A 23,284-nucleotide genomic window follows, 5' to 3' on the forward strand; every position below is an offset into this window, starting at 1 on the left:
CGCCTCAGAGGTTGGCGGCGATGTGCGGGAACACGTCGCGGGCCGCGTGGCGGCCGATCAGGCAGTCCTGGTGGCCGTAGCCGGGGATCTCGATCGCCTGGTAAGGAATGCCCGCATACGCCATCTGCGAGCGCATGGCATCGACCGTCTTCACGTCCACCAGCCCGTTGTCGCGTCCGTGGATGCTGACGGTGCCGCGCAGCGGCCAGCGCGCCCGCAGCACGCTCGCGCTGGTATCGAAGAGGCGGCCCGAGCCGTCGGTGATGGTGTTGCGCCGGGCGAAGTGGATGGCTTGCGCGACCGTGTCGAGGTTCAAGGGCCCGAAGAGGTCGGCGATCGCCTCCAGCGTGCGGTCCTCGATGTTGGCGAGCGTGAAGTCGCGCGCGTAGAGCGCGTCCATGCGGTGGCGAAAGCCCGCCCAGGGCGTGCGCTTCCAGGGGATGGCCGGGTTCTCGCGCGCGAATTCCTCGTCGGGATAGGGCAGTGTCGCGAGCAGGCGGTCCAGCAGGCCGCCGGCCAGCGTGGGCTGCTGCGCGACCTCGAACTGGTAGTCGTCGGGGAACACGAGCTTGCGCAGCACGCGCATGAAGTAGGCGCGCAGCACGTTGTCGTCGCAGTAGACCAGCATGGGCCCTTTCTGCGAGAGCACGATGCGCTCGATGTTGTCCTTCAGCCGGCGCAGCTCCGGCACGAAGCGGCGCGGCACGGTTGCGTCGTTCGCCCCCTTGGCCGGGCGCACGAGTGCGTCGGGGTCGACCAGCAGCGCCATGGACAGCATCACGGCGCCTATGCAGTGGGCGAACACGCTCACGCGCTGCCCGGTGGCCTGCGCGATGTGCTGGATCGAGCGGGGCAGGTCGGCGAAGGCGGCGTCCTCGAAGTTCCAGGGCTGCAGCGCCGTCGGCATGCCGGCGCTGGTGCGCAGGTCCAGCACCCACACGTCGCAGCCGCTGTTCCACAGGTGGCGCGCCAGCGGCTCGGGGATGGCCTCGTGCGTGAAGGTGTTGCCGCTCGCGCTGTAGCCGTGGATGAGGGCGACCGGCCGGCGGCCCGGATTGGGGTAGCGGGTGAGGCGCACGCAGGCCGCCACGGGGGAGCCCGGATCTTCCAGCGGCAGCTCGGTCACCACCGGCGCGGGGACGCCGGCGATCGCCACCGGGAGCAACTGGCGCTGGCGCGGCGGGGCGGGATCGGGGGCGCGGAAGGACCACAGGTGGATGCTCGCCAGCATGCGGACCCAGCACAGGGCGAAGGAGGCGAAGTCGGCCAGCGCGACGACCTGGTTCTCCTGGTCCGTCACGCGCAGGAGGGGCACGCCTTGCCTGGCGATGAAGCGGCCGTCCACGCGCAGGACGGGCGCGGCCGGGCCGAGGGGAAAGCCGTGCAGCCGCAGTTCGGTCAGCTGCCGCCAGGGATTGCTTCGCAGCCCGTAGGTGAGGCACTTGCTGGCGCGGATGCGCGTGCCCACCGGCAGCAGCTGGCGCGCGGGCCCCGCCGCCTCCTGCACCTTCAGCTCGTAGCGGAACACGCGCCGTTCGCCGGCGCGGCCGGCGGAGCCGAAGAAGGCGCCGATGTCGAAGCGGGCGTCGCGCTTGCCCGTCAGCCAGTCCCACAGCTCGCGGCGGCCGCGGTTCATGAACCAGGCATGCGCCGCCACCAGGGCGTAGACGGGTTCCGCGGCGCCGGCCAGGGGCTCGGCGATCGTGAGCGACCCTGCCACGCGGCCTTCGAACAAGGCCTGCGCGCGGCGGTCCGGTTCGCTCAGCGTGAGCAGGCGCCGGCGGGCATCGCCGCGATGGTCGTAGATGCGGATCCACGAGTCCCCCGGGTCCAGCTGCACGGTGCGCGCCGCCTGCCCGGTGAGCTCGGTCAGCGACTTCTTGCCGTAGTACAGCGTGAGCTCGACCCAGTACTGCCCCTGGTCACCGGCTGCGCCGCACAGGCGCTCGACCAGCTCCACCTCGGTGGGGCGGGGCTGGCGCGGCGTGCACGCCTCCGGCGCGCGGTACTCGGGGCGGGTGCGCGCGCCGGCCGGCTGCGTGGGAGCAAGCTGCAGCGGCGCGGCGGCCAGCGGCGCTTCGCGCACGAGGCGGTCGTACATCCGGGCGTCGGCGCCGGCCTCGCGCGCACCCGCCCAGCCCCAGCGGCGCGCGAGCGCGCGCGCGGCACGCAGCGAGATGGCGGCGATCGTCAGCGCGGGATTGGCGCCGACAGAACAAGGCAGGATGGAGCCGTCCAGCACCACCAGGTCCTCGTACACCGCGGCCGCGTCCTCGCCCGCGCGGAACACCTGCCCGAACTCGTTGACCACGCCGTCGAGGTGCGAGCTGCCCATGCCGCAGCCGCCCAGGGGGTGCACGGTGAGGACGGGCCCGCGCTCCTTGACCAGGGAGGCCATCTTCGGTGGGAGCGGCTGCCACAGCGGGTTGGGCAGGATGTCGGCGCCCGGCGGCGCCGCGGCGGCCAGGGCCTCGCGCGCGCGCTCGTAGGCCCGTTCGATCATCGGCGAATCGCGGACGGCGGACCACTCGATGCTCGCCGCGCCTTCGGAGCCGGCCCCGTCCGGCACCACGATCCGGCCCTGTGCCTCGTCGTGCCCGACGACCCCCACGAGCAGCGTGCGCTCCATGGCGTCCGGGTCCACCGCCATGCTGTCCAGCTTGTGACGGCGCTGCCCCGGCGTGCGGAAGGGCCAGCGCGGCAGGCGTTGCAGCAGGCGTGCGGTGGTGACCGTCTCGTCGAACAGGCGCTTGAGCGGCGCCGGCACCGAGAACTCCTGCAGCAGCGGGCCGCCCGGGATCTCCACGACGCCGGTGATGGTCGGCCCGACCTTGCGCTCGCGCAGCGGTTGCCACTCGTTGCTGCTGGTGTTCGTCGGCCGCAGCGCGCCTTGCACCGCCAGCAGGTTGTCACCGTTGCAGGAAAAGCCGGAGCCCAGCCGGCGCGAGAGCGGCAGCGTGGCGCGCGAATGCATCAGGATCTCGGTGCTGCCGAGCGTGCCTGCGGCGAGCACCACCTTGCGCGCGCGCACTTCCTGCGCGCCGTGCCGCTCGCGCAGCGAGGGGTCGGTGTAGATGGTGTGCAGCACCCAGCCGCCTTCGGGGTCCGGCACCACCTTCAGCACGGTGCCGCCCGTGTAGAGCGCGACGCCGGCAGCCTGCGCGCGCGCGAGCACGGTGGTGTCCAGCGAGCGCTTGGCCCCCACATTGCAGCCGGTCATGCAGTCGCCGCACAGCGTGCAGGCGGGCACGTCGGGATCGCCGGCGCGGGTCTGGACCGTGATCTCCGCGTTGCGAAAGCGCAGGCCGGAATTGCGCGCGACCTTCCACAAGGCCTCGGACTTGGGCAGCCGCTGGCCCTGCAGGCGGGGATGGTCGTCGGCCAGCGTGCCGGTGGCGTGCAGGGCGTCCTTCACCTCGCGCAGGAAGGCCTCGTCCTCCAGGTCGCGCTTCAGGGCCGGCGGCACCGGCTGCCCGTGCAGCCAGCGCGGCTTCTCCATGACGCCGGCGTTGATGAGCGAGGTGCCGCCCAGCCCGTTGCCCACCAGCGTGCACACGTGGGGGCCGACCCGCAGGTCGAGCAGCGCGTCGGCGCGGCCCAGCCCCTTGCCGCGGCCGCTGCGGTGCACGCGCACGTGCGGCGGCAGCTCCTGCAGGCTGGAGGCGAACATGCCCGGGGCGTATTCCTTGCCGCGCTCCAGCACGCAGATGCGCAGCGGCCGGCCCCCGGCGTCCTGCAGGCCGGCGAAGGCGTGCGCCGCCATGGCGCCGCCATAGCCGCTGCCGACGATGACCACGTCGTGGACGGTGCCGCCGCGCGCTTCCTGCCGCAGGACGCCGTAGTCCTGGGAGAGCCAGCGCAGGCTGTGGGGCGAGCGCTTCGCGGTGCCCGTGGGTTCAGGGTCGGGTGGCGGATTCATGGCGCGGTCCCTTCTCGTTCAGGATGCGCCCCAGTTCGGCCTGCAGCGTGGGCAGGCTGACGGGCTTGTGCAGCAGCTTGATGCCGGCGCGGTTCGCTTCCTGCAAGCGGTCCGGCGCGGTGTCGCCGCTGATCAGGACAGCCGGCGTCTCGCCGATGGCCGCCACGATGCTGTCGATGGCCGCGATCCCGGTGTCGCCGTTGCGCAGCCGCATGTCGGCCAGGACCACGTCCGGCTGGGCGTTGCGCGCCTCGCGCGTCGCTTCCTCGATCGAGGACGCCTCGATGCAGCGGCAACCCAGCTCCTCCAGCAGCACGCGCATGCCCATGCGCACGGAGCGCTCGTCGTCGATCACCAGCACGGTGAGGCCGGCGAAGCTCTGGCTGGAGAGGTCCTGCCGGCGCGGTGGTGCGAGCGCACCCATGGTCTCCAGCGGCACCTTCAGCACCATGCTCGTGCCGCGGCCTTCGACCGACTGCATGTCCAGCGTGATCCCGAGCAGGGTGCACAGGCGGCGCACGATGGACAGCCCGAGGCCGAGCCCCTTGGTGCGGTCCCGCTCCGGGTTGTCGATCTGGTAGAACTCCTCGAAGACCATGGCCTGTTCCTCGGGCGGGATGCCGCGGCCGGTGTCCTCCACGGTGATCACGCCCATGCCGTCTGCCACCCGCAAGCGCAGCGCGACGTGGCCCTGCGACGTGAACTTGATGGCGTTCTCCGTCAGGTTGCGCAGCACGCGCAGCACCAGGGCCGGGTCGGTCCAGCAGCGCACGCCGGTGGGCGCATCGATCACCGGGCGCAGGCCCTTCTCCTCGATGGCGGCGCGCATCTCGGCGTGGTGCATGCGCAGCATCTCGCCGAGGTCGACGACTTTCTTGTCGGGCTCGACGACGCCGGCATCCAGCTTGGAGATGTCCAGCAGCTGGTCCAGCTGCTCGGACAGGGCCACCGTGACCTGGCTGAGAAGATCCACCACTTCGCGGTCGCGGCCTTCGATGGGCCGCAGCGACAGGGCGGCGACCAGCAGGCCGATGGTGTGCAGGGGCTGGCGCAGGTCGTGGCTCGCCGCGGCGAGGAAGCGCGTCTTGGCCTGGTTGGCCTGCTGCGCCTGCGCCAGCGCCTCGCGCAGCTGCGCGGTCTTGTCCTCGTCCTGGAAGCGGATCTGCACCGACTCGCTGAAGTTGCGCCAGGCGTTGTTCGCCAGGCCCACCAGCAGCCACAGATACAGGGCGCTCAGGAGCGAGAGCGACAGCTCGGTCCAGCCCGCCGGCGGGCCGCCCGGGTTGATCCACCACCACACGGGCAGCGTTCCCGCCGCGGGCAGCAGATAGGCCAGGTAGATGCGCCTGTGGCCCACCGTGGTGCCGACGGCGCCGGTGCACAGCCCCAGCACCAGCAAGGTGAAGAAGGAGCGCTCCGCGTCCGGCAGCACCGGGAAGGCGGCGAGCATGAGGCCGTGGGTGCAGCCGTTGACGAAGCTCAGGATGACGGCCCTGCGCACGCGCTCGCGGGTGGGCAGCTCCAGCTGCGTGGGCAGGCGGCCGAGCCAGTAGCGCCGGGCGAAGAGCACCGCGATGGCCGCCGCGAGCCAGACCGCGGGAATCCACGCGGGCATGCGGTGTCCCGCCATGAGCGCGACGACCACCAGCAGGCAGCCCACCGCGATGGGCACGCGCCGGCTCTGCTCCGCCAGCAGTTCCAGCAAGCGCTGCTGGACTTCTTCTCGGGGCGCCTTGGCCCCGGGGGTCTGCACCACGTCGTTCCCTCTCGTACTTCGGCTCGCCAGGTTCGGCCCTGCAGTATGGATGGTCCTTTGCGCCGCGCCTTCTGCTCAATGGGGGATGCCCGGTGGCGGCCGCCGTGCGCCACATAATCGCGCCGCAGCCATGGTGGACTTGGACGCGGCAGGCCGCAAGGGGGCGCAGGGATGGACAGGACGGTGGGCATCGTCGGGGTCGGCAACATGGGAGGCGGCATGGCCGTCCGCCTGCTCGCGCGCGGCTGGCGCGTGCAGGCCTGTGATCTGGTCTCCGGGAAGGTCGAGGACCTGGTGCGGATCGGCGCTGCGGCCGCTGCCACGCCCGCCGACGCCGCGCGCGGTGCCGGCGCGCTGATCGTCTGCGTGGTGGATGCCGGCCAGGCCGAGCAGGTGCTGTTCGGCCCCCACGGTGCGGCGGCGGCCCTGCCGCCCGGCCGGGCCGTCCTGCTGTGCCCGACCATCGCGCCTGCGGATGCGGCGACGCTCGCGCAGCGCCTGCAAGCCGGCGGACACGTCGCCATCGACGCGCCGATGTCGGGCGGGCCTGCGCGCGCCCGCGAAGGGACCATGAGCTTGATGGTCGCATGCGAGGAGGCCGTGTTCACCGCGCATTTGCCGCTGCTGGAGGACCTGGCCAGCAAGCTCTTCCATGTCGGCAGCCGGCCCGGCGACGGCGCCCGCACCAAGCTGGTCAACAACCTGCTCGCCGCGGTCAACCTCGCGGGTGCGGCGGAGGCCATCGCACTGGCCGAGCGCCTGGGGCTGGATCCCGCCCGCACCCTCGACGTCATCGAGCAGTCCAGCGGCCAGAGCTGGATAGCATCCGACCGGATGCGGCGCGCGCTTGCGGGCGACTATGCACCGCGGGCGCACGTGACGCTGTTGCACAAGGACTCGCGACTGGCGCTGGACGCCGCTCGCGCCGCGGGCTTCGATGCGGCACTGGGTGCGCTGGCCCACGAGGCCTTTGCCCGCGCGGTCGCCACCGGCCGCGCCGGGCTCGACGACGCCATCCTGCTGGAGCTGTTCAGGACCGCGTGAGCACGTCGTCGCCGGCGTGCTGGCGGGCGAGTCCTGTCGTGCCACGGGGACAGGAGCGGACCCCTACAATGGGTCGATGATCTCCCGCGAACCCACCATCGAACGCCTGGCCACCGCCAAGGCGTTGCTGCTCGAGCCTTTCGGGCTGGACGAAACGCACCTGGCCCGTGCGCTGGCGGAAATCCGCGTGCATCGCGTGGACGACGCCGACCTGTACTTCCAGTACACGCGCAGCGAGGGCTGGAGCCTGGAAGAAGGCATCGTCAAGACCGGCAGCTTCAGCATCGACCAGGGCGTGGGCGTGCGGGCGGTGAGCGGCGAGAAGACGGCCTTCGCCTATTCCGACGACATCTCCGAAGCCTCGTTGCTGGATGCGGCGCGCACGGTGCGCTCCATCGCGGCGGCTTCCAAGAACGCGCGCGCCAAGGTGCCGGCCCAGCAGGTCGCCGGCAGCCGCTCGCTGTACCAGGGCGTGGACCCCATCGGCACGCTGGACAGCACCGCCAAGGTCAAGCTGCTGGAGCACGTGGAGCAGATGGCACGCGCCAAGGACCCGCGCGTCGCGCAGGTGATGGCGGGCTTGGCCAGCGAGTACGACGTGGTCATGGTGGCCCGGGCGGACGGCACGATCGCCGCCGACGTGCGCCCGCTGGTGCGCCTGTCCGTCACCGTCATCGCCGAGCAGAACGGCCGCCGCGAGATGGGTTCCGGCGGCGGTGGCGGCCGCTTCGGCCTGGCCTACTTCGACGAGGCGCAACTGCAGTCCTATGTGGATGACGCGGTCCGCTCCGCGCTGGTCAACCTGGAGTCGCGCCCCGCGCCCGCGGGCGAGATGACCGTCGTCCTCGGCCCCGGCTGGCCCGGCATCCTGCTGCACGAAGCGGTGGGACACGGCCTCGAAGGCGACTTCAACCGCAAGGGATCGAGCGCCTTCTCCGGCCGCATCGGCCAGCGCGTGGCCGCTCCCGGCGTGACCGTGCTGGACGACGGCACGATCGCCGACCGCCGCGGCTCCCTCAACGTCGACGACGAGGGCAACCCGAGCCAGCGCAACGTGCTGATCGAGGACGGCATCCTGCGCAGCTACATCCAGGACTCGCTCAACGCGCGCCTGATGGGCGTGGCGCCCACCGGCAACGGCCGCCGCGAGAGCTATGCCCACATCCCCATGCCGCGCATGACCAACACCTACATGCTGGGCGGGGACAAGTCGGCCGAAGAGATCGTGGCCAGCATCGACAAGGGCCTGTACGCCAGCAACTTCGGCGGCGGCCAGGTGGACATCACCTCGGGCAAGTTCGTGTTCTCGGCGAGCGAGGCGTACTGGGTGGAGAAGGGCAAGATCCTCTACCCGGTCAAGGGTGCGACCATCGTCGGCAACGGGCCGGATGCGCTGACGCGCGTGTCCATGATCGGCAACGACATGAAGCTGGACACGGGCGTGGGCACCTGCGGCAAGGAAGGCCAGAGCGTGCCGGTGGGCGTGGGCCAGCCGACGTTGCGCATCGACGGCCTGACGGTCGGCGGCACGGCCTGAGGGCAGGCTCCGCCGGTCGGCGCGAGCGCCGTTCGGTCCGCCAAACCGGCCGCCTGGGGGCGGCCGGCTTCATTGGCAGCCACGGGCGGCCGATACTCCGCTCCCCCGAGGCGCTCGTTCCATGCACACGGTTCCCTCCAGTTCGCTGATGCCCCCGCACCTGCGCAGCCTGTCCTTCGGCGAGCTGAGCAACCTGCTGCGCAGCCAGCTGGCCGACGAGGACAGCCGCATGCTGTCCGAAGGCATGCAGCAGCTCGCGCTGCAGGCCGACGGCGTCGCCGCGGGCCTGCGCCTGAGCCGCCGGCGCGACTACGCGGCCCCGCTGCTGATGGACATGCTCACGGTGCTGCGCGACCACCGCAGCGCCGTGGTGAACCTGGGCCTGAGCTGGCGCGGGCTCTACGAATACGCGGGCTACCTGCAGGCCCTCAACAACTTCCGCGTGCTGATCGGGCAGTGGCTGCTGGACGTCGATCCCTGGGCCGGCGAGCTGCAGGTGACGTCCGAGGAGTTCACGCTGATCACCTGGCGCACCCTCGGCGAGGGCACGCTGCTGGTGGACGTGTACGAGCAGTGGCTGGAGCGCGAGGACGGTGGCAGCTCCGACTTCGGCGCGCCCACCGAGCCGCAGAAGGAACGCGCGCGCCAGTGGTGGCACAGGCTGCGGCGCTGAAGCCACGCGTGGCCGCAGCGCCCTGGGCGCTGTCAGCAGCTTGTGCTACATTGAATCCATGCGTCCCGTTCGCGCCTTCTTTTTTGGCTACTTTTGGTTCTCCAGCGCCCCCGGCGGAAGAGAGATCTGAGCGTACCCGCGACACACGCAAAGAACCTCGAAAAACCGCCGGCACCCCCGGCGGTTTTTTCTTGGGCCCGCGAAAAAACCATCCCCACCGAAAGCACGTCATGAGCCCGAAAGCCTCCGCCTCCAGCGATGCCTGGCATGCGCACCCCGTCGACAGGACCAGCCAGACCGACGACCAGCGCATCAAGGACATCACCGTGCTTCCGCCGCCCGAACACCTGATCCGTTTCTTCCCCATCAGCGGAACCCCCGTGGAGACGCTGATCAGCGGCACGCGCCGCAGCATCCACGACATCATGGCCGGCACCGACGACCGGCTGGTGGTGATCATGGGCCCGTGCTCCATCCACGACCCGAACGCGGCGCTGGAGTACGCGCGCAAGCTGAAGGAGGCGCGCACCAAGTACGCGGACACGCTGGAAGTCGTGATGCGCGTGTACTTCGAGAAACCGCGCACGACGGTGGGCTGGAAGGGCCTGATCAACGACCCGTACCTGGACGAGAGCTACCGCATCGACGAGGGACTGCGCATCGCGCGCCAGCTGCTCATCGAGATCAACCGCCTGGGGCTGCCCGCCGGCAGCGAGTTCCTGGACGTGATCTCGCCCCAGTACATCGGCGACCTGATCGCCTGGGGCGCCATCGGCGCGCGCACCACCGAAAGCCAGGTGCACCGCGAGCTCGCCTCCGGCCTGTCGGCGCCGATCGGCTTCAAGAACGGCACGGACGGCAACATCAAGATCGCCACGGACGCCATCCAGGCCGCGGCGCGGCCCCATCACTTCCTGTCGGTGCACAAGAACGGGCAGGTCGCCATCGTGCAGACCAATGGCAACCGCGACTGCCACGTCATCCTGCGTGGCGGCAAGGCGCCCAACTACGACGGCGAGAGCGTGGCCACGGCCTGCCGCGAGCTCGAAGCCGCCAAGCTGCCGCCGGCGCTGATGGTGGACTGCAGCCACGCCAACAGCAGCAAGCAGCCCGAGCGGCAGGTGGAGGTCGCCCAGGACATCGCCGGCCAGATCGCGTCCGGCTCGCGCCGCATCTTCGGCGTGATGGTGGAGAGCCACCTCAAGCCCGGTGCGCAGAAGTTCACGCCGGGCAAGGACGATCCCCAGGCGCTCGAGTACGGCAAAAGCATTACCGACGGTTGCATCGGCTGGAGCGAGTCTCTGGACGTGCTCGGGGTCCTCGCGCAGGCAGTGCGGAAAAGGCGAGGAAATTGAGGAGATACTCCACAAAGAGTATTTACATACCGTAACACCATCGGTATATTGGTTTCTACTCGGGGCGCAAGGGAGTCCGAGGAGGAACACATGACCAATGAAGTCCCCGTGCTCCGCCTGGGATTGGCGGGGTATACGGAGGCGCAGCAGAAGGCAGCAGCGGACGTCGCGGCGGCAGCGAGCTCGGTACGGGCGCGCTGGGAGCTGGGTGCGTTCGCGGACGCCGATGCCTGGTGGCTCGAAGGCAGCCGGACGCTGCTGATGGCCAACGAGCATCTGCGCGTGCAGCCGGCCGTGCCTTCGGGTCGCTCTGTTCAACTGGCGCTGTCGGACGTCGACCGGCCGGTGGCCTTCTCCCAGCCCATCACGGCGCCGGGCTTCAAGCCTGCCGTCACCTTCAACCTCATGGACAAGGCCGCCTCGGTCGCCGTCCTGAACCAGTTCGCCGGCTGGCTGCAGACCCTGTTGTCCCAGTTCGCGCTGGCTTCCAGCATCGCCGAGCAGCAACCCAGCCTGAACTCCGGCTCCTGGGAGGTGCTGCGCGACAGCCACCTGCTCGCCGTCGTCGACCTCAAGCTCGGGGCCGCCGTCATGCCCGGCGTGACCAGCAAGGACTTCGTGGACGCCAGCTGGTGCATCCGCGACCACGGCGGCGTGTCCATCCCGCCCAACTACCCGCGCGCCAGCGTGTCGCAGGTGATGTGGCAGTACGCCCAGCGCAGCCAGCGCGACCTGCTGCCGCCGCATTACCGCAGCCAGGCGCTGTTCTTCCGCCGGCCGCCGCGCCTGCCCCAGCGCCAGATGAAGGACGCGCACCTGCTGGTGATGCGCGAACTGGTGTCGCACCCTGGCATGAACTTCAACGGCCTGCAGCACGCCACCGGCCTGGGCGACGAGCCGCTGGCGCGGGTGCTGTCGGCGCTGTACGTGGTGGGCTCGATCACCTCCAACCCCAAGCGGGCGGTCGCCACCGCCGGCCGGGGTGCGCGCGACTCGGTCCTGCCGGAGCAGGGCGCCTATTTCTCCGTCATGGACTCCACGCCGCGGGCGTCGGAGCTGCCGGTGCGGCCGTACAACGACCTCACGGCGCCGCTGCCGCTGATGCCCGACCCCAGCTAGCCGCGTCCTCTCACTGCGCGAGGACCTCCAGCAGCTTCGCGTGGATGCCGCCGAAGCCACCGTTGCTCATGCACAGGACATAGTCACCGGGGCGCGCCGCCGCCTTCACCTGGTCCACCAGCTCGGGAATGGTCTGCACCACGCGTGCCTTGGCGCCCATGGGTTGCAGCGCTTCGCGCGGGTCCCAGCCCAGGCCGCCCGCGTGGCAGAAGGACAGGTCCGCCTGCTCCAGGCTCCAGGGCAGCTGCGCCTTCATCGTGCCGAGCTTCATCGTGTTGCTGCGCGGCTCGAAGACCGCCAGGATGCGCGCGCTCCCGACCTGGCGGCGCAGGCCGTCGATGGTGGTGCGGATCGCGGTCGGGTGGTGCGCGAAGTCGTCGTAGACGGTGATGCCGTTGGCGACGCCGCGCACTTCCATCCGGCGCTTGACGTTGCGGAACTCGCGCATGGCGTCGGCGGCGGTGGCCGGGGTCACGCCCACGTGCTGCGCGGCGGCGATGGCGGCCAGCGCATTGAGCTGGTTGTGCACGCCGGCCACGTCCCAGTGCACCTGCGCCACGCGGTGGCCCTGCTCCAGCACGTCGAACTTGGTCGGCTCGCCCTCCGCACGGAAGTCGCTCACGGCGCTGCCGAAGGTGCGAACCTCGCTCCAGCAGCCCTGGTGCATCACGCGGGTGAGGCTCTCCTCCAGCCCGTTGGTGACGATGCGGCCGCTGGCGGGGATGGTGCGCACGAGGTGGTGGAACTGGCGCTCGATCGCCGCGAGGTCGTCGAAGATGTCCGCGTGGTCGAATTCCAGGTTGTTCAGGATCGCCGTGCGCGGGCGGTAGTGGATGAACTTGCTGCGCTTGTCGAAGAACGCGGTGTCGTACTCGTCGGCCTCGATCACGAAAGGCGTGAAGGGCCGGGCCAGGTTGCCCAGGCGCGCCGACACGCCGAAGTTCAGCGGCACCCCGCCCACCAGGAAGCCGGGTTGCAGGCCCGCATGTTCGAGGATCCAGGCGAGCATGGACGTCGTGGTCGTCTTGCCGTGCGTGCCCGCGACCGCCAGCACGTGCCGGCCCTGCAGCACGTGCTCGGCCAGCCACTGCGGGCCGCTCGTGTAGCGCAGGCCCTGGTCCAGGATCGCTTCCATCAAGGGGTACCTGGGCGTGCCGTCGGCCTGGCGCGCGCGCGAGACCACGTTGCCCACGACCCAGACGTCCGGCTTGAGCGCGAGCTGCTCGGTCCCGAAGCCCTCGATCAGGTCGATGCCAAGCGAGCGCAGCTGGTCGCTCATGGGCGGATAGACGCCCGCGTCGCAGCCGGTGACCCGATGCCCCGCCTCGCGGGCGAGCGCGGCCAGTCCTCCCATGAACGTGCCGCAGATGCCGAGGATGTGAATGTGCATGGGGCGCGATTATCCCGGGCCGCAAGCCCCGGCTTCCGCACGCGCCGGGCGCAGAAGATTTCAGTAGGGTATTTTTTGCGTCCTCTGCGCCACTTGTGCGCCTGCTGCGTCCGGATGCCGGCCCTTTCAGCGCGGAAACCGCTCGCGCAGCTTCAGCTTCCAGAACTTGCCGGTGGACGTGCGGGGCACGGCGTCGATGAATTCGTAGCGCTCGGGCAGCTGCCATTTGGCGAAGCCGTGTTTCGACAGGTGCTCGTTCAGGTGGGCCGGTCCCGCGTCGGCCGCTTTCTTCAGCACCACGCAGGCCAGCGGCCGCTCGCTCCATTTCTCGTCGGGGATGGCGATGACGGCGGCTTCGGCGACCGCCGGGTGGGCCATCAGCGCGTTTTCCAGGTCGACGGAGGAGATCCACTCGCCGCCGGACTTGATCAGGTCCTTGGTGCGGTCGGTGATGCGCACGAACCCGAGTTCGTCGACGCTGGCGACGTCACCGGTGCGCAGCCAGCCGTCGGCCGTGAACTTCTCGGGGCTCACCGGGACCTCGTGGTAGCTGCCGGTGATGAAGGGCCCGCGCACCTGGATCTCGCCCACGCTCCGGCCGTCCCAGGGTTGCTCGCCCTGGTCGCCGATCACCCGCAGGTCGACCAGGGGGACGGGCACGCCGGCCATCGCGGCGCGTCGGTACTTCTCCGCCTCGTCCGCTCCGCGCAGCTCCGCGCGCGGATAGGAGATCGTGCACACGGGCGAGGTCTCGGTCATGCCCCAGCCCTGCTCGATCCAGATCCCGTGCCGGTCGAAGGCGCGGATCAGCGACTCGGGCACGGCAGCACCGCCCACCAGCGAACGCATGCCGCGGGGCAGCGTCCAGCGGCCATGGTGCGGCGAGTCGGCGTGCTGCGAGGCGTCGTAGGTCTGGATCAGGCTCATCCAGATCGTCGGCACCCCCAGGGAGAGCGTCGGCGGCTCCATCTGCATCAGGTCCAGCAGGTCCTCCGGGTGCAGGTGCGGGCCGGGGAAGACCAGCTTCACGCCCATCATCACGGCCCCGTAAGGCATGCCCCAGCTGTTGGCGTGGAACATGGGCGTGACCGGCATGACGACATCGGTGCCGCGCAGTCCCCAGAAGTCGCCCAGGCTCGCCACGAGCGTGTGCAGGATGGTGGAGCGGTGCGAGTAGGCGACGCCCTTGGGGCGCCCCGTGGTGCCGGAGGTGTAGCACATGGCCACCGGGTCGTCCTCGCCGTGCGCGGCGTAGCGGAACGCCTGCGGGTCGGCGTCGGCCAGCAGGGCGTCATAATTCGCGAACTCGCCCGCCACGGGCGCGCCGGAGAAGGGGAACACGATCACCTTCTCGAATCGGTGCAGCCCCGCGAACTGCCGGTACAGGGGTAGCAGCACGTCGTCGACGACCAGGAAGCGGTCCTGGGCGTTGCCCGCGATCCAGCCGATCTCGTCCGGCGACAGCCGCAGGTTCAAGGTGTGCATCACGCCCCCGGCCGCCGGAATGCCGAAGTAGCACTCCAGGTGGGCATGGTGGTTCCAGCACAGCGTGGCGACGCGTTCGCCTTTCCTCAGCCCGAGCTGCTGCAGGGCCGACGCCAGCGCGCGGGTCCGCCGGTAGAAGTCGCCGTAGGTGTGCCGGCGCAGGGACTTGTCCGGCAGGCGCGAGACGATCTCGTTGCGATGGAACAGCTGCCCCGCGCGCTCCAGCAGGTGGTTGAGCGAGAGCGGCGTGGTCATCATCGTGCTTTGCATGCCGGACTCCGGAAGGGTGGACGAAGGCACTCTAGGGGCGCGGGACACCCGCGTCCATGCAGAATGCACCCGATGGACACCCTGCAGGCAGAGATCGCCGCCACCGCCGCCCGGCTGGTGGTGGAAGAGGGTCTGGAATACGGGCCGGCCAAGCGCCGCGCGGTCAAGCAGCTGGGGCTGCCCGCGCGCTCGGCCCTCCCGGACAACGACGCCGTCGAAGACGCGGTGCGCGAGTACATTTCGGTGTTCTGTGCCGATACGCAGCCGGCCGAACTGGAGGCCCTGCGGCGGCTGGCGCTCACCTGGATGGAGCGGCTGGCGGAGTTCCGGCCCCACCTGGGCGGCGCGGTGTGGCACGGCACGGCCACGCGCCTGTCGGACATCTATGTGCAGCTGTTTTGCGACGACCCGAAATCCGCCGAGATCAAGCTGATCGAACACAACGTGGACTACACCCCGCGCACCGTGACCGGCTTCAACGGAGGTTCCGTCGAGGCCCTGAGCCTGTCCAGCGTGAGCCGCGAGCTGGGCGAGGCCATCGGCGTGCACCTGCTCGTTTACGACCACGACGACCTGCGCGGTGCACTGAAACCGGACAGCAAGGGCCGCACCCCACGGGGCGACCTGGCCGCGGTGCGCGCGCTGGTGGAGGACTCCCCCCATGAATGACCAGACGCTTGCGCGTCCGAACGGCCCGCGCCGCCGGCAGTGGCTGGTGGGCGGCGTGGCGCTCACCGCCGCAGCCGCCGGCGCGGGGTTCGCCGCGCTTCGGCAAGCCGAGGCGCCGGTGACCACCGCGGCGGACGCCCGCCTGTGGACGCTGTCCTTCGAGACGCCGCAAGGCACGCAGCTGGCGATGGCCTCCTTGAAAGGCAAGCCGTTGCTGGTGAACTTCTGGGCCACCTGGTGCGCGCCCTGCATCGAGGAGATGCCGCTGCTCGATGCCTTCTACCGGCAACATGCAGCGAACGGCTGGCAAGTGGTCGGCCTTGCGATCGATCAGCCGTCCTCGGTGCGCAAGTTCCTGCAGCGCGCACCGGTGACTTTCCCCATCGGGCTGGCCGGGCTCGAGGGCACGGAGCTGACCCGCAACCTGGGCAACAACGTCGGCGGCCTGCCGTTTTCCGTCCTGTTCGCGGCGGATGGGCGCGTGCGGCAGCGTAGAATGGGCCGCGTCACCGAGGCGGACCTGAAAGCCTGGTTGGCGCCTGCCTGAAAGTCACGCCACGCCAGCTGCGCGTCGTTTGCAAAGCACGAACGACTGCCAAACCTGACGCTCGATCCTGCGGAAAGAGCGAAGAAGGCGGAATTTGCTGTAAATTCGCGTCTCTTTCAAGGAGGCAGGAGAACCCCATGGACTTGCGCAAGCTCAAGACGCTGATCGACCTGGTGTCGGAATCGAATGTGTCCGAACTGGAGATCACGGAGGCGGAAGGCAAGGTTCGCATCGTCAAGGGCGGCCCGGCCTCTGCCCAGGCGGTGGCGGCGCCGATGATGATCCCGCAGCAAGCCGCCGCCGCGCCGGCGCTCGCCGCCGCCGCTCCGGCGCCCGCCGCGGCGCCCGAGGCGGTCAGGGGCCACACCGTCAAGTCGCCCATGGTGGGTACCTTCTACCGCGCCGCGTCCCCGGGCGCCAAGGCCTTCGTGGAAGTGGGCAGCCAGGTCAAGGAAGGCGAGACGGTCTGCATCATCGAGGCGATGAAGATCCTCAACGAGATCGAAGCGGACAAGAGCGGCACGATCATCGAGATCCTGTGCGAGAACGGCCAGGCCGTCGAATACGGGCAGCCGCTGTTCGTCATCGAATAAGAAATGTTCAAGGAAATCCTGGTGGCGGACCGCGGCGCTCGCGCGTTGCTGCTTCGCCCGCCAGCGATTCGCCGCGAGACAACGAATGTTTAAAAAGATCCTTGTCGCCAACCGCGGCGAAATCGCGCTTCGCATCCAGCGGGCCTGCAACGAACTGGGAGTCAAGGCCGTGATGGTCTACTCCGAGGCCGACCGCGAGGCCAAGTACGTGAAGCTGGCGGAAGAGGCGGTGTGCATCGGGCCGGCGGCCTCCCCGCAAAGCTACCTGAACATGCCGGCCATCATCGCCGCGGCCGAAGTGACCGACGCGGAGGCGATCCACCCGGGCTACGGCTTCCTGTCGGAAAACGCGGACTTCGCCGAGCGGGTGGAAAAGAGCGGCTTCCAGTTCATCGGCCCGACGCCGGAATCGATCCGGATCATGGGCGACAAGGTCTCGGCCAAGCAGGCCATGATCAAGGCCGGCGTGCCCTGCGTTCCCGGCTCCGAAGGCGAGCTGCCGGACAGCCCGGTGGAGATCCGCCGCATCGCCAAGGCGATCGGCTACCCGGTGATCATCAAGGCGGCGGGCGGCGGCGGCGGGCGCGGCATGCGCGTCGTGCACACCGAGGCGGCCCTGATCAACTCGGTGCAGATGACGAAGGCCGAGGCGGGCGCCGCCTTCGGCAATCCGGCGGTGTACATGGAGAAGTTCCTCCAGAACCCGCGCCACATCGAGATCCAGATCCTGGCGGACAAGCACAAGAACGCCGTCTACCTGGGCGAGCGCGACTGCTCCATGCAGCGGCGCCACCAGAAGATCATCGAGGAGGCGCCGGCCCCGGGCATCCCGCGCAAGCTGATCGAGAAGATCGGCGAGCGCTGCACGGCCGCCTGCAGGAAGATCGGCTACCGCGGCGCGGGCACCTTCGAGTTCCTGTACGAGAACGGCGAGTTCTACTTCATCGAGATGAACACGCGGGTGCAGGTGGAGCACCCGGTGACCGAGCTGATCTCGGGCATCGACATCGTGAAGACCCAGATCAAGGTCGCCGCCGGCGAGAAGCTGCCCTTCAAGCAGGGCGACATCGTGCTGCGCGGCCATGCCCTGGAGTGCCGCGTCAACGCCGAGGACCCTTACACCTTCGTGCCCTCGCCGGGGCGCATCACGCTGTGGCACCAGCCCGGCGGCCCCGGGGTGCGGGTGGACTCGCACGTGTACAACAACTACTTCGTGCCGCCCAACTACGACTCCATGATCGGCAAGATCATCGTGCACGGCGACACCCGCGAGCAGGCGCTGGCCCGCATGCGCGGCGCGCTGGGCGAGACGGTGGTGGAAGGCATCAAGACCAACATCCCGCTGCACCGCGAGCTGATGGTCGACGCGAAGTTCATGGACGGCGGCACCAACATCCACTACCTCGAAGAGTGGTTGAAGCACCACAAGCGCTAAGTCATGGTGCCCCCAGTCTCCGCACTTCGTGTCGTCGCCACCCCCCGAGGGGGCGCACTTCGCCTTGGGGCGGCCCGGCGGCGAAGTGATGTTTGAACTGCGGCTGCTTTGCCCCGAGGAGCGCGTCGAGCCCGTGAGCGATGCGCTCGAGGCGCTCGATGCGCTGAGCGTCTCGGTCGAGGATGCGGACGCGCAGACGCCGGCGGAGCAGGCGCTGTTCGGCGAGCCGGGCCTGCCGCCACCGCGGGAAGGGTGGCAGCGGTCGGTGGTGATCGCGCTGTTCGCCGAGGAAGCCCAGGCGCAGGACGCGGCGCGGCTGCTCGCGCCGCAGGACTTCTTCGAGGCGTGCCGGATCCTCGGCGTGCAGCCGGTGCCGGACGAGGACTGGGTGCGCCTGACGCAGTCGCAGTTCGCCCCCGTGGAAATCACGCCCAGCTTCTGGATCGTGCCGACCTGGCACGAGCCGCCGGCGCAGGCGCGCGAGGTGATCCGCCTCGACCCGGGGCTGGCCTTCGGCACCGGCACCCATCCGACGACCCGCATGTGCCTGCGCTGGATCGCGCGGCATGCGCCGCAAGGCCAGCGCGTGCTCGACTACGGGTGCGGCTCGGGCATCCTGGCCATAGGCGCGGCCAAGTTCGGCGCCGCCTCGGTGGATGCCGTCGACATCGACGAAGCCGCCGTCCGATCGACCGAGGACAACGCGCGCGCCAACGGCGTGCACCTCGCGGCCGGCCTGCCGGAACTGGCGAGCGGCACGTACGGGACGGTGCTGGCCAACATCCTGGCCACGCCGCTGAAGGTGCTCGCGCCCTTGCTGCGCAGCTACGTCGCCCCCGGCGGCCACCTGGTGCTGGCCGGCATCCTTTCGCGCCAGGCCGACGAACTGAAGGCGGCCTACGCCCCGTATTGCCAGTTGCAGGTGAGCGACGAAGAGGACGGCTGGATCCTCATGACGGCCGCAGCCTGAGCCGCATCCCTACAATGCCGGGCTGATGAGCCTGATCACCAGCTGTCCCGCCTGCGGCACGATGTTTCGTGTCGTGCCGGACCAGCTGAAGATTTCCGAGGGCTGGGTGCGCTGCGGGCACTGCAGCGAGGTGTTCGACGCGACGGCGCACCTGAGCGACGAATCCGTGCTCGGCAACCTGCCGGAGGCCCAGGCGACCCGCTCCGCGGAGCTGGAAGACACGCCGCTGGCGCCACCCACGCCGACGGAGACGCCGACGCCGGCGCCCACCGCGGCCGCAGCGGCGCCGTTCAACGCTGCCGCGAGCTCGTCGGTCCCGCTGGAGGCCTTGCTGCGCCGGCCTTCGGCCGACCAGCCTGCGACCGTCCCGGCTGACCTCCAGACACGGCCTGCGGAGCTCTTGCCGCGGGAGCCGGCGGACGCGCCGCAGACCAGTGACCGCTCCGAGGAGCCGTCCGACTTCTTCGAGGACGAGCCGATCGAGGAGACGCTCGTGCCCTCGCCGCTGGACGCGCCCTTCGTGTTCCGCCGGCCCGAACTCTCGCTCAAGGACCTGGGCGAGGACGCGGAGCCCGGCAACGAGAGCCACATCCTGCCCGAGGACCTGATGCCGCCTTCGGGTGTCGATCCCGACGATGACGATGACGACGACGCGGTCCCGGATGTTTCCTTCGTCCGCAAGGGCCGCCGCCGCGCGTACTGGCGCCGGCCCGTCGTGCGCATGGTGCTTGCGGGGCTGGTGTTCCTGCTCGGTGCCCTGCTCGCCTGGCAGGTGGCGTACCAGGACCGCGATCGGCTCGCGCTCGCGCAGCCCGGGCTGAGGCCGGTGCTGGAGCGCATGTGCGCGCTCATGAACTGCACGCTCTCCGCGCCCCGCCAGATCGAGGCGATCGTGATCGACAGCTCCGGCTTCAACCGGCTGCGCGGGGACACCTACCGCCTGGCCTTCACGCTGCGCAACACGGCGAGCGTGCAGGTCGCCGCTCCCGCGATGGAGCTGACTGTCACCGACGCCCTGGACCAGACACTCGCGCGCCGCGTCATCACCCCGGCGGAGCTGGGCGCGCCGCAGGGCGTGATCCCCGCCGCGGGCGAGTGGTCGCGCACCGTGGGCGTGGTGCTCAGCACCGGCGGGGCGGCGCGTGTCGCCGGCTACCGCCTGCTCGCCTTCTATCCCTGAACTCCAGAAAGACCACCATGGCCGCCGTCATCTGCGGATCCCTCGCCTTCGACACCATCATGTCCTTCGAAGGCCGCTTCGCCGAGCAGATCCTGCCGGACCAGCTGCACATCCTGAACGTGTCCTTCCTGGTGCCCAGCCTGCGCCGTGACTTCGGCGGCTGCGCCGGCAACATCGCCTACAGCCTCAAGCTGCTGGGTGGCACGCCCCTTCCCATGGGCGCGGTGGGCAGCGACGGCGGCGAGTACCTGCAACGCCTGGACAGCCTGGGCATCGCGGGCGAATTCGTGCTGCGCGTGGAGGACACCTACACGGCGCAGGCGATGATCATGACCGACCGCGACAACAACCAGATCACCGCCTTCCATCCCGGCGCCATGATGCAGGCGCACAAGGTGCAGGTGCAGGCGCGGCCCGACATCAAGCTGGGGATGATCTCGCCGGACGGCCGCGACGCGATGCTGCAGCACGCCGAGCAGTTCCAGGCCGCCGGCATTCCCTTCGTGTTCGATCCGGGCCAGGGGCTGCCCATGTTCGACGGCTGGGAGCTGGCCAACTTCATCGAGATGGCGAACTGGGTCACCGTCAACGACTACGAGGGCAAGATGCTGTCGGAGCGCACCGGCTGGAGCAGCGCCGAGATCTCGCGCCGCGTCAACGGCCTGGTCGTGACGCTCGGCGGCGAAGGATGCGAGGTGTGGGTCAACGGCGAGAAGACGCTGGTGCCGGCGCAGAAGCCCGCGGCGATCGTCGACCCCACCGGTTGCGGCGACGCCTGGCGCGGCGCGCTGCTCCATGGACTGGAGCAGGGCTGGAGCCTGGCGCGCTGCGCGCAACTGGGCAACCAGGTGGGCGCCATCAAGATCGCCAGCCGCGGGCCGCAGAACTACACGCTCGAGAGCTTGTCGGCCCGGGGCTGAGCCTGGCCATCCCGGCTCGCGCCGGCATCCATGCCGCGCTCGATCGCGCGCCGCATTGGCTTGCGGCGCGAGGCCGCAACAAAATGGCTGTGCTTCACCCCCGCGCGATCGTCACCCCGCCGTCCACCACGATCGTCTCGCCGAGCACGTAATCGCCCGCGCGCGACGCGAGATAGATCGCGGCCCCGGCCATGTCCTCGGTGTTGCCTATCCTCCTGGCCGGCACCCGTTCGGCCACCTCCTGGCCGTGGTCGCGGGCCTGCTTGTTCATGTCCGAGGGGAAGGGGCCCGGGGCGATGCCGCTGACGACGATGTTGTCCTGCGCCAGCCGCAGCGCCATGCGTCTGGTCAGGTGGATCAGGCCCGCCTTGCTCGCCGTGTACGAGTAGGTCTCCCACGCGTTCACCGAAATGCCGTCGATCGACGCGATGTTGATCACCTTGGCCGGCCGCTGCGCGGCCCCGCGCTTGAGGGCCGCGTGCAGCGCCTGCGTCAGGAAGAAGGGGGTCTTCAGGTTCAGATCCACCACCTTGTCCCAGCCGGTTTCGGGAAAAGTGTCGAAGTCCTCGCCCCAGGCGGCGCCGGCATTGTTGACCAGGATGTGCAGCGCCGGTTCGCGCTGCTCGATCTCGGCGGCGAGCGCCCGGGCACCGTCCACGGTGGACACGTCGACGGGCAGCGAGATGCAGGGGCCGATCTCCGACAGCTCGCGGGCGGCGGCGTCACAGGCGGCGGCCTTGCGCGCCGTGATGTAGACCTTCGCACCCTGGTGCAGCAGGCCCGTGGCGATCATCCGGCCGATGCCGCGCGAGCCACCGGTGACCAGGGCCACGCGGCCCGCCAGCGAAAACAGGTCTTTCATGGCAACTCCTTTCGAATCGGTGCAGACTAACGCCGCTGCGCGCCTGCCTCCAATCACCTGGATGACAACCCGCCAGTGCCACCCCGCGCGCGGCGGCTCCTGGCAAGGAGACAACTTGATGCTTCGCCGAGGCTTCCTTCCCCTTGCAGCCGCCGCCCTGCTGGCGTCCTGCGCGACCCGCGACGACGCCACGGCCGTGCTGCGCCAGGCCGACCAGGCCATGGGCGGCAGCCAGCTCAAGACCCTGCGCTATGCCGGCAGCGGAACCGGCGGCACCTTCGGCCAGGCCTACGCGCCCGGCATGGCCTGGCCACGCATCACGGTGTCGGGCTACCAGCGCTGGATCGACTACGAGAATGCGGCGCTGCGCGAGGACTCGGTGCGCGCCCGCGCCGAACCCACCGGCGGCGGCGCCTTGCCCTTGATGGGCACGGGCGAGCAGCGGGTCTCCGCCTGGGTCCGCGGCGAGCAGGCCTGGAACGTGACCGGCCAGGCCGCCGCGGCCGCGCCGGTGGCGCTGGACGGCCGCATCCACGACCTGTGGACGACGCCGCACGGCGTGGTGAAGGCGGCACTGCGCAACGGCGCGACGCTGCGCTCCGAAGGCATCCAGTCGGTCGTGCATTTCACCGAGCCCGGCCGCTACCGCGCGACCGCATGGATCGCCGCCGACGGCCTGGTGCAGCGCGTGGACTCGGTCATGCCGAATCCCGTGAGCGGCGACACGACGGTCAGCACGCTGTATTCGAACTGGCGCGACTGGGGTGGCGTCAAGTTCCCGGCGCGCATCGTGCAGACGCAGGGCGGGCATGCCGTGCTGGACCTGACCGTCACGGAGGTGCAGGCGAACGCGCCCTTCGACAGCACGGTGCCCGCGGCGGTCGCAGGCTTCAGCGAGCGCGTGGACACGCAGCAGGTCGCCGAGGGCGTCTGGCACCTCGGGGGCGGCTCGCACAACAGCGTGCTGGTGGAGTTCGCCGACCACCTCGTGCTGATCGAGAGCCCCTTGTACGACGGACGGGCGCAGGCGGTGCTGGCGGAAGCCCGCCGGCTGGTGCCCGCCAAGCCGGTGCGCTACGTGCTGAACTCGCACCATCATTTCGACCACGCCGGCGGTCTGCGCACGGCTGCCGCCACCGGCGCGACGCTGGTCGTGAGCGAGCCGGCGCGCGGCTGGTTCGGCCAGACGCTGGCCGTGCCCAACGGCGTGCGGCCGGACGCGCTCGCGCGCTCCGGCCGGCGCGCGACGCTCGAAGGCGTCAACGGCGCGCGCACCTTCAGCGACGGCACGCGCACCCTGGAAGTCCGCTACATCGAAGGCAGCCCGCACGCGGAGGGCTTCATGATGGCGTGGCTGCCGCGCGAGCGCCTGCTGGTCGAAGCCGACGCCTTCACCCCGCCGCCGCCCAACACGGCGCCTCCGGCGCAGCCCAACGCACTGCACGTCAACCTGGTGCAGAACGTGCAGCGCCTGGGGTGGGACCCGGAGCGCATCCTGCCACTGCACGGCCGCGTGGTGCCGTACAGCGAGCTGCGCTCGTTCGCGAAGATGTGAGGGCG

General features: G+C 70.2%; 18 protein-coding genes. 13 read left to right on the plus strand and 5 right to left on the minus strand.

The genetic code is table 11. The features are described 5' to 3' along the window. Positions 1-4: 4 nt before the first annotated feature. Together AC3EGR_RS07835 and AC3EGR_RS07840 are read right to left on the minus strand one after the other, a co-directional pair. On the minus strand, positions 5-3,919 hold the full coding sequence (locus AC3EGR_RS07835; protein ID WP_488545886.1) for a GMC family oxidoreductase N-terminal domain-containing protein: 3,915 nt from the start codon (positions 3,917-3,919) through the stop codon (positions 5-7). Further along, positions 3,897-5,675 carry a sensor histidine kinase gene (locus AC3EGR_RS07840; protein ID WP_488545887.1) on the minus strand — a complete coding sequence of 593 codons (1,779 nt, stop codon included), beginning with the start codon at positions 5,673-5,675 and terminating at the stop codon, positions 3,897-3,899. The genes AC3EGR_RS07835 and AC3EGR_RS07840 overlap by 23 nt, the downstream gene beginning before the upstream one ends. Before the next feature lie 171 nt (positions 5,676-5,846). On the opposite strand from AC3EGR_RS07840, the gene AC3EGR_RS07845 reads away from it, so the two are divergent. The 5 genes from AC3EGR_RS07845 to AC3EGR_RS07865 all read left to right on the plus strand — a co-directional run bounded on the left by AC3EGR_RS07845 (position 5,847) and on the right by AC3EGR_RS07865 (position 11,403). After that, on the plus strand, positions 5,847-6,719 hold the full coding sequence (locus AC3EGR_RS07845; protein ID WP_488545888.1) for an NAD(P)-dependent oxidoreductase: 873 nt from the start codon (positions 5,847-5,849) through the stop codon (positions 6,717-6,719). Positions 6,720-6,795: 76 nt separating this feature from the next. After that, positions 6,796-8,256 carry a metalloprotease TldD gene (gene tldD / locus AC3EGR_RS07850; RefSeq protein WP_488545889.1) on the plus strand — a complete coding sequence of 487 codons (1,461 nt, stop codon included), beginning with the start codon at positions 6,796-6,798 and terminating at the stop codon, positions 8,254-8,256. A 121-nt stretch (positions 8,257-8,377) separates the two neighbouring features. After that, positions 8,378-8,929, plus strand: a complete 552-nt coding sequence (locus AC3EGR_RS07855) for a hypothetical protein (protein ID WP_488545890.1) — start codon at positions 8,378-8,380, stop codon at positions 8,927-8,929. A gap of 230 nt (positions 8,930-9,159) precedes the next feature. Next, positions 9,160-10,284, plus strand: a complete 1,125-nt coding sequence (locus tag AC3EGR_RS07860; protein ID WP_488545891.1) for a 3-deoxy-7-phosphoheptulonate synthase — start codon at positions 9,160-9,162, stop codon at positions 10,282-10,284. Positions 10,285-10,374: 90 nt separating this feature from the next. Then, on the plus strand, positions 10,375-11,403 hold the full coding sequence (locus tag AC3EGR_RS07865; protein WP_488545892.1) for a hypothetical protein: 1,029 nt from the start codon (positions 10,375-10,377) through the stop codon (positions 11,401-11,403). A gap of 10 nt (positions 11,404-11,413) precedes the next feature. Here AC3EGR_RS07865 and mpl read toward each other — a convergent pair whose 3' ends face one another. Then, complete coding sequence (gene mpl / locus AC3EGR_RS07870) at positions 11,414-12,793, minus strand: UDP-N-acetylmuramate:L-alanyl-gamma-D-glutamyl-meso-diaminopimelate ligase (RefSeq protein ID WP_488545893.1); 1,380 nt, start codon at positions 12,791-12,793, stop codon at positions 11,414-11,416. Between the two features lie 126 nt (positions 12,794-12,919). After that, a complete protein-coding gene (locus AC3EGR_RS07875) occupies positions 12,920-14,548 on the minus strand; it encodes a long-chain fatty acid--CoA ligase (protein WP_488545894.1) in 1,629 nt (542 codons plus the stop codon). 72 nt (positions 14,549-14,620) lie between these two features. Between AC3EGR_RS07875 and AC3EGR_RS07880 the strand changes: the two genes are divergently transcribed. The 7 genes from AC3EGR_RS07880 to AC3EGR_RS07910 all read left to right on the plus strand — a co-directional run bounded on the left by AC3EGR_RS07880 (position 14,621) and on the right by AC3EGR_RS07910 (position 20,862). Next, complete coding sequence (locus AC3EGR_RS07880; protein ID WP_488545895.1) at positions 14,621-15,217, plus strand: hypothetical protein; 597 nt, start codon at positions 14,621-14,623, stop codon at positions 15,215-15,217. Beyond that, positions 15,210-15,764, plus strand: a complete 555-nt coding sequence (locus AC3EGR_RS07885; protein ID WP_488545896.1) for a TlpA family protein disulfide reductase — start codon at positions 15,210-15,212, stop codon at positions 15,762-15,764. The genes AC3EGR_RS07880 and AC3EGR_RS07885 overlap by 8 nt, the downstream gene beginning before the upstream one ends. 137 nt (positions 15,765-15,901) lie before the next feature. After that, entirely contained in the window at positions 15,902-16,357 is a 456-nt protein-coding gene (gene accB / locus AC3EGR_RS07890) for an acetyl-CoA carboxylase biotin carboxyl carrier protein (protein ID WP_488545897.1), read from the plus strand. A gap of 85 nt (positions 16,358-16,442) precedes the next feature. Beyond that, complete coding sequence (gene accC / locus AC3EGR_RS07895) at positions 16,443-17,792, plus strand: acetyl-CoA carboxylase biotin carboxylase subunit (protein WP_488545898.1); 1,350 nt, start codon at positions 16,443-16,445, stop codon at positions 17,790-17,792. 88 nt (positions 17,793-17,880) lie between these two features. Beyond that, positions 17,881-18,762, plus strand: a complete 882-nt coding sequence (gene prmA / locus AC3EGR_RS07900) for a 50S ribosomal protein L11 methyltransferase (RefSeq protein ID WP_488545899.1) — start codon at positions 17,881-17,883, stop codon at positions 18,760-18,762. Between the two features lie 25 nt (positions 18,763-18,787). After that, positions 18,788-19,942 carry a DUF3426 domain-containing protein gene (locus AC3EGR_RS07905; protein ID WP_488545900.1) on the plus strand — a complete coding sequence of 385 codons (1,155 nt, stop codon included), beginning with the start codon at positions 18,788-18,790 and terminating at the stop codon, positions 19,940-19,942. Positions 19,943-19,959: 17 nt separating this feature from the next. Then, positions 19,960-20,862: a carbohydrate kinase family protein gene (locus tag AC3EGR_RS07910; protein ID WP_488545901.1), complete on the plus strand. Its 903-nt coding sequence runs from the start codon at positions 19,960-19,962 to the stop codon at positions 20,860-20,862. Between the two features lie 94 nt (positions 20,863-20,956). On the opposite strand, the gene AC3EGR_RS07915 is transcribed toward AC3EGR_RS07910, so the two are convergent. Continuing rightward, complete coding sequence (locus tag AC3EGR_RS07915; protein ID WP_488545902.1) at positions 20,957-21,724, minus strand: SDR family oxidoreductase; 768 nt, start codon at positions 21,722-21,724, stop codon at positions 20,957-20,959. A gap of 118 nt (positions 21,725-21,842) precedes the next feature. On the opposite strand from AC3EGR_RS07915, the gene AC3EGR_RS07920 reads away from it, so the two are divergent. Further along, a complete protein-coding gene (locus AC3EGR_RS07920) occupies positions 21,843-23,279 on the plus strand; it encodes an MBL fold metallo-hydrolase (protein ID WP_488545971.1) in 1,437 nt (478 codons plus the stop codon). Positions 23,280-23,284: the final 5 nt, after the last annotated feature.

This window comes from Ramlibacter sp. G4-7, assembly GCF_057784995.1.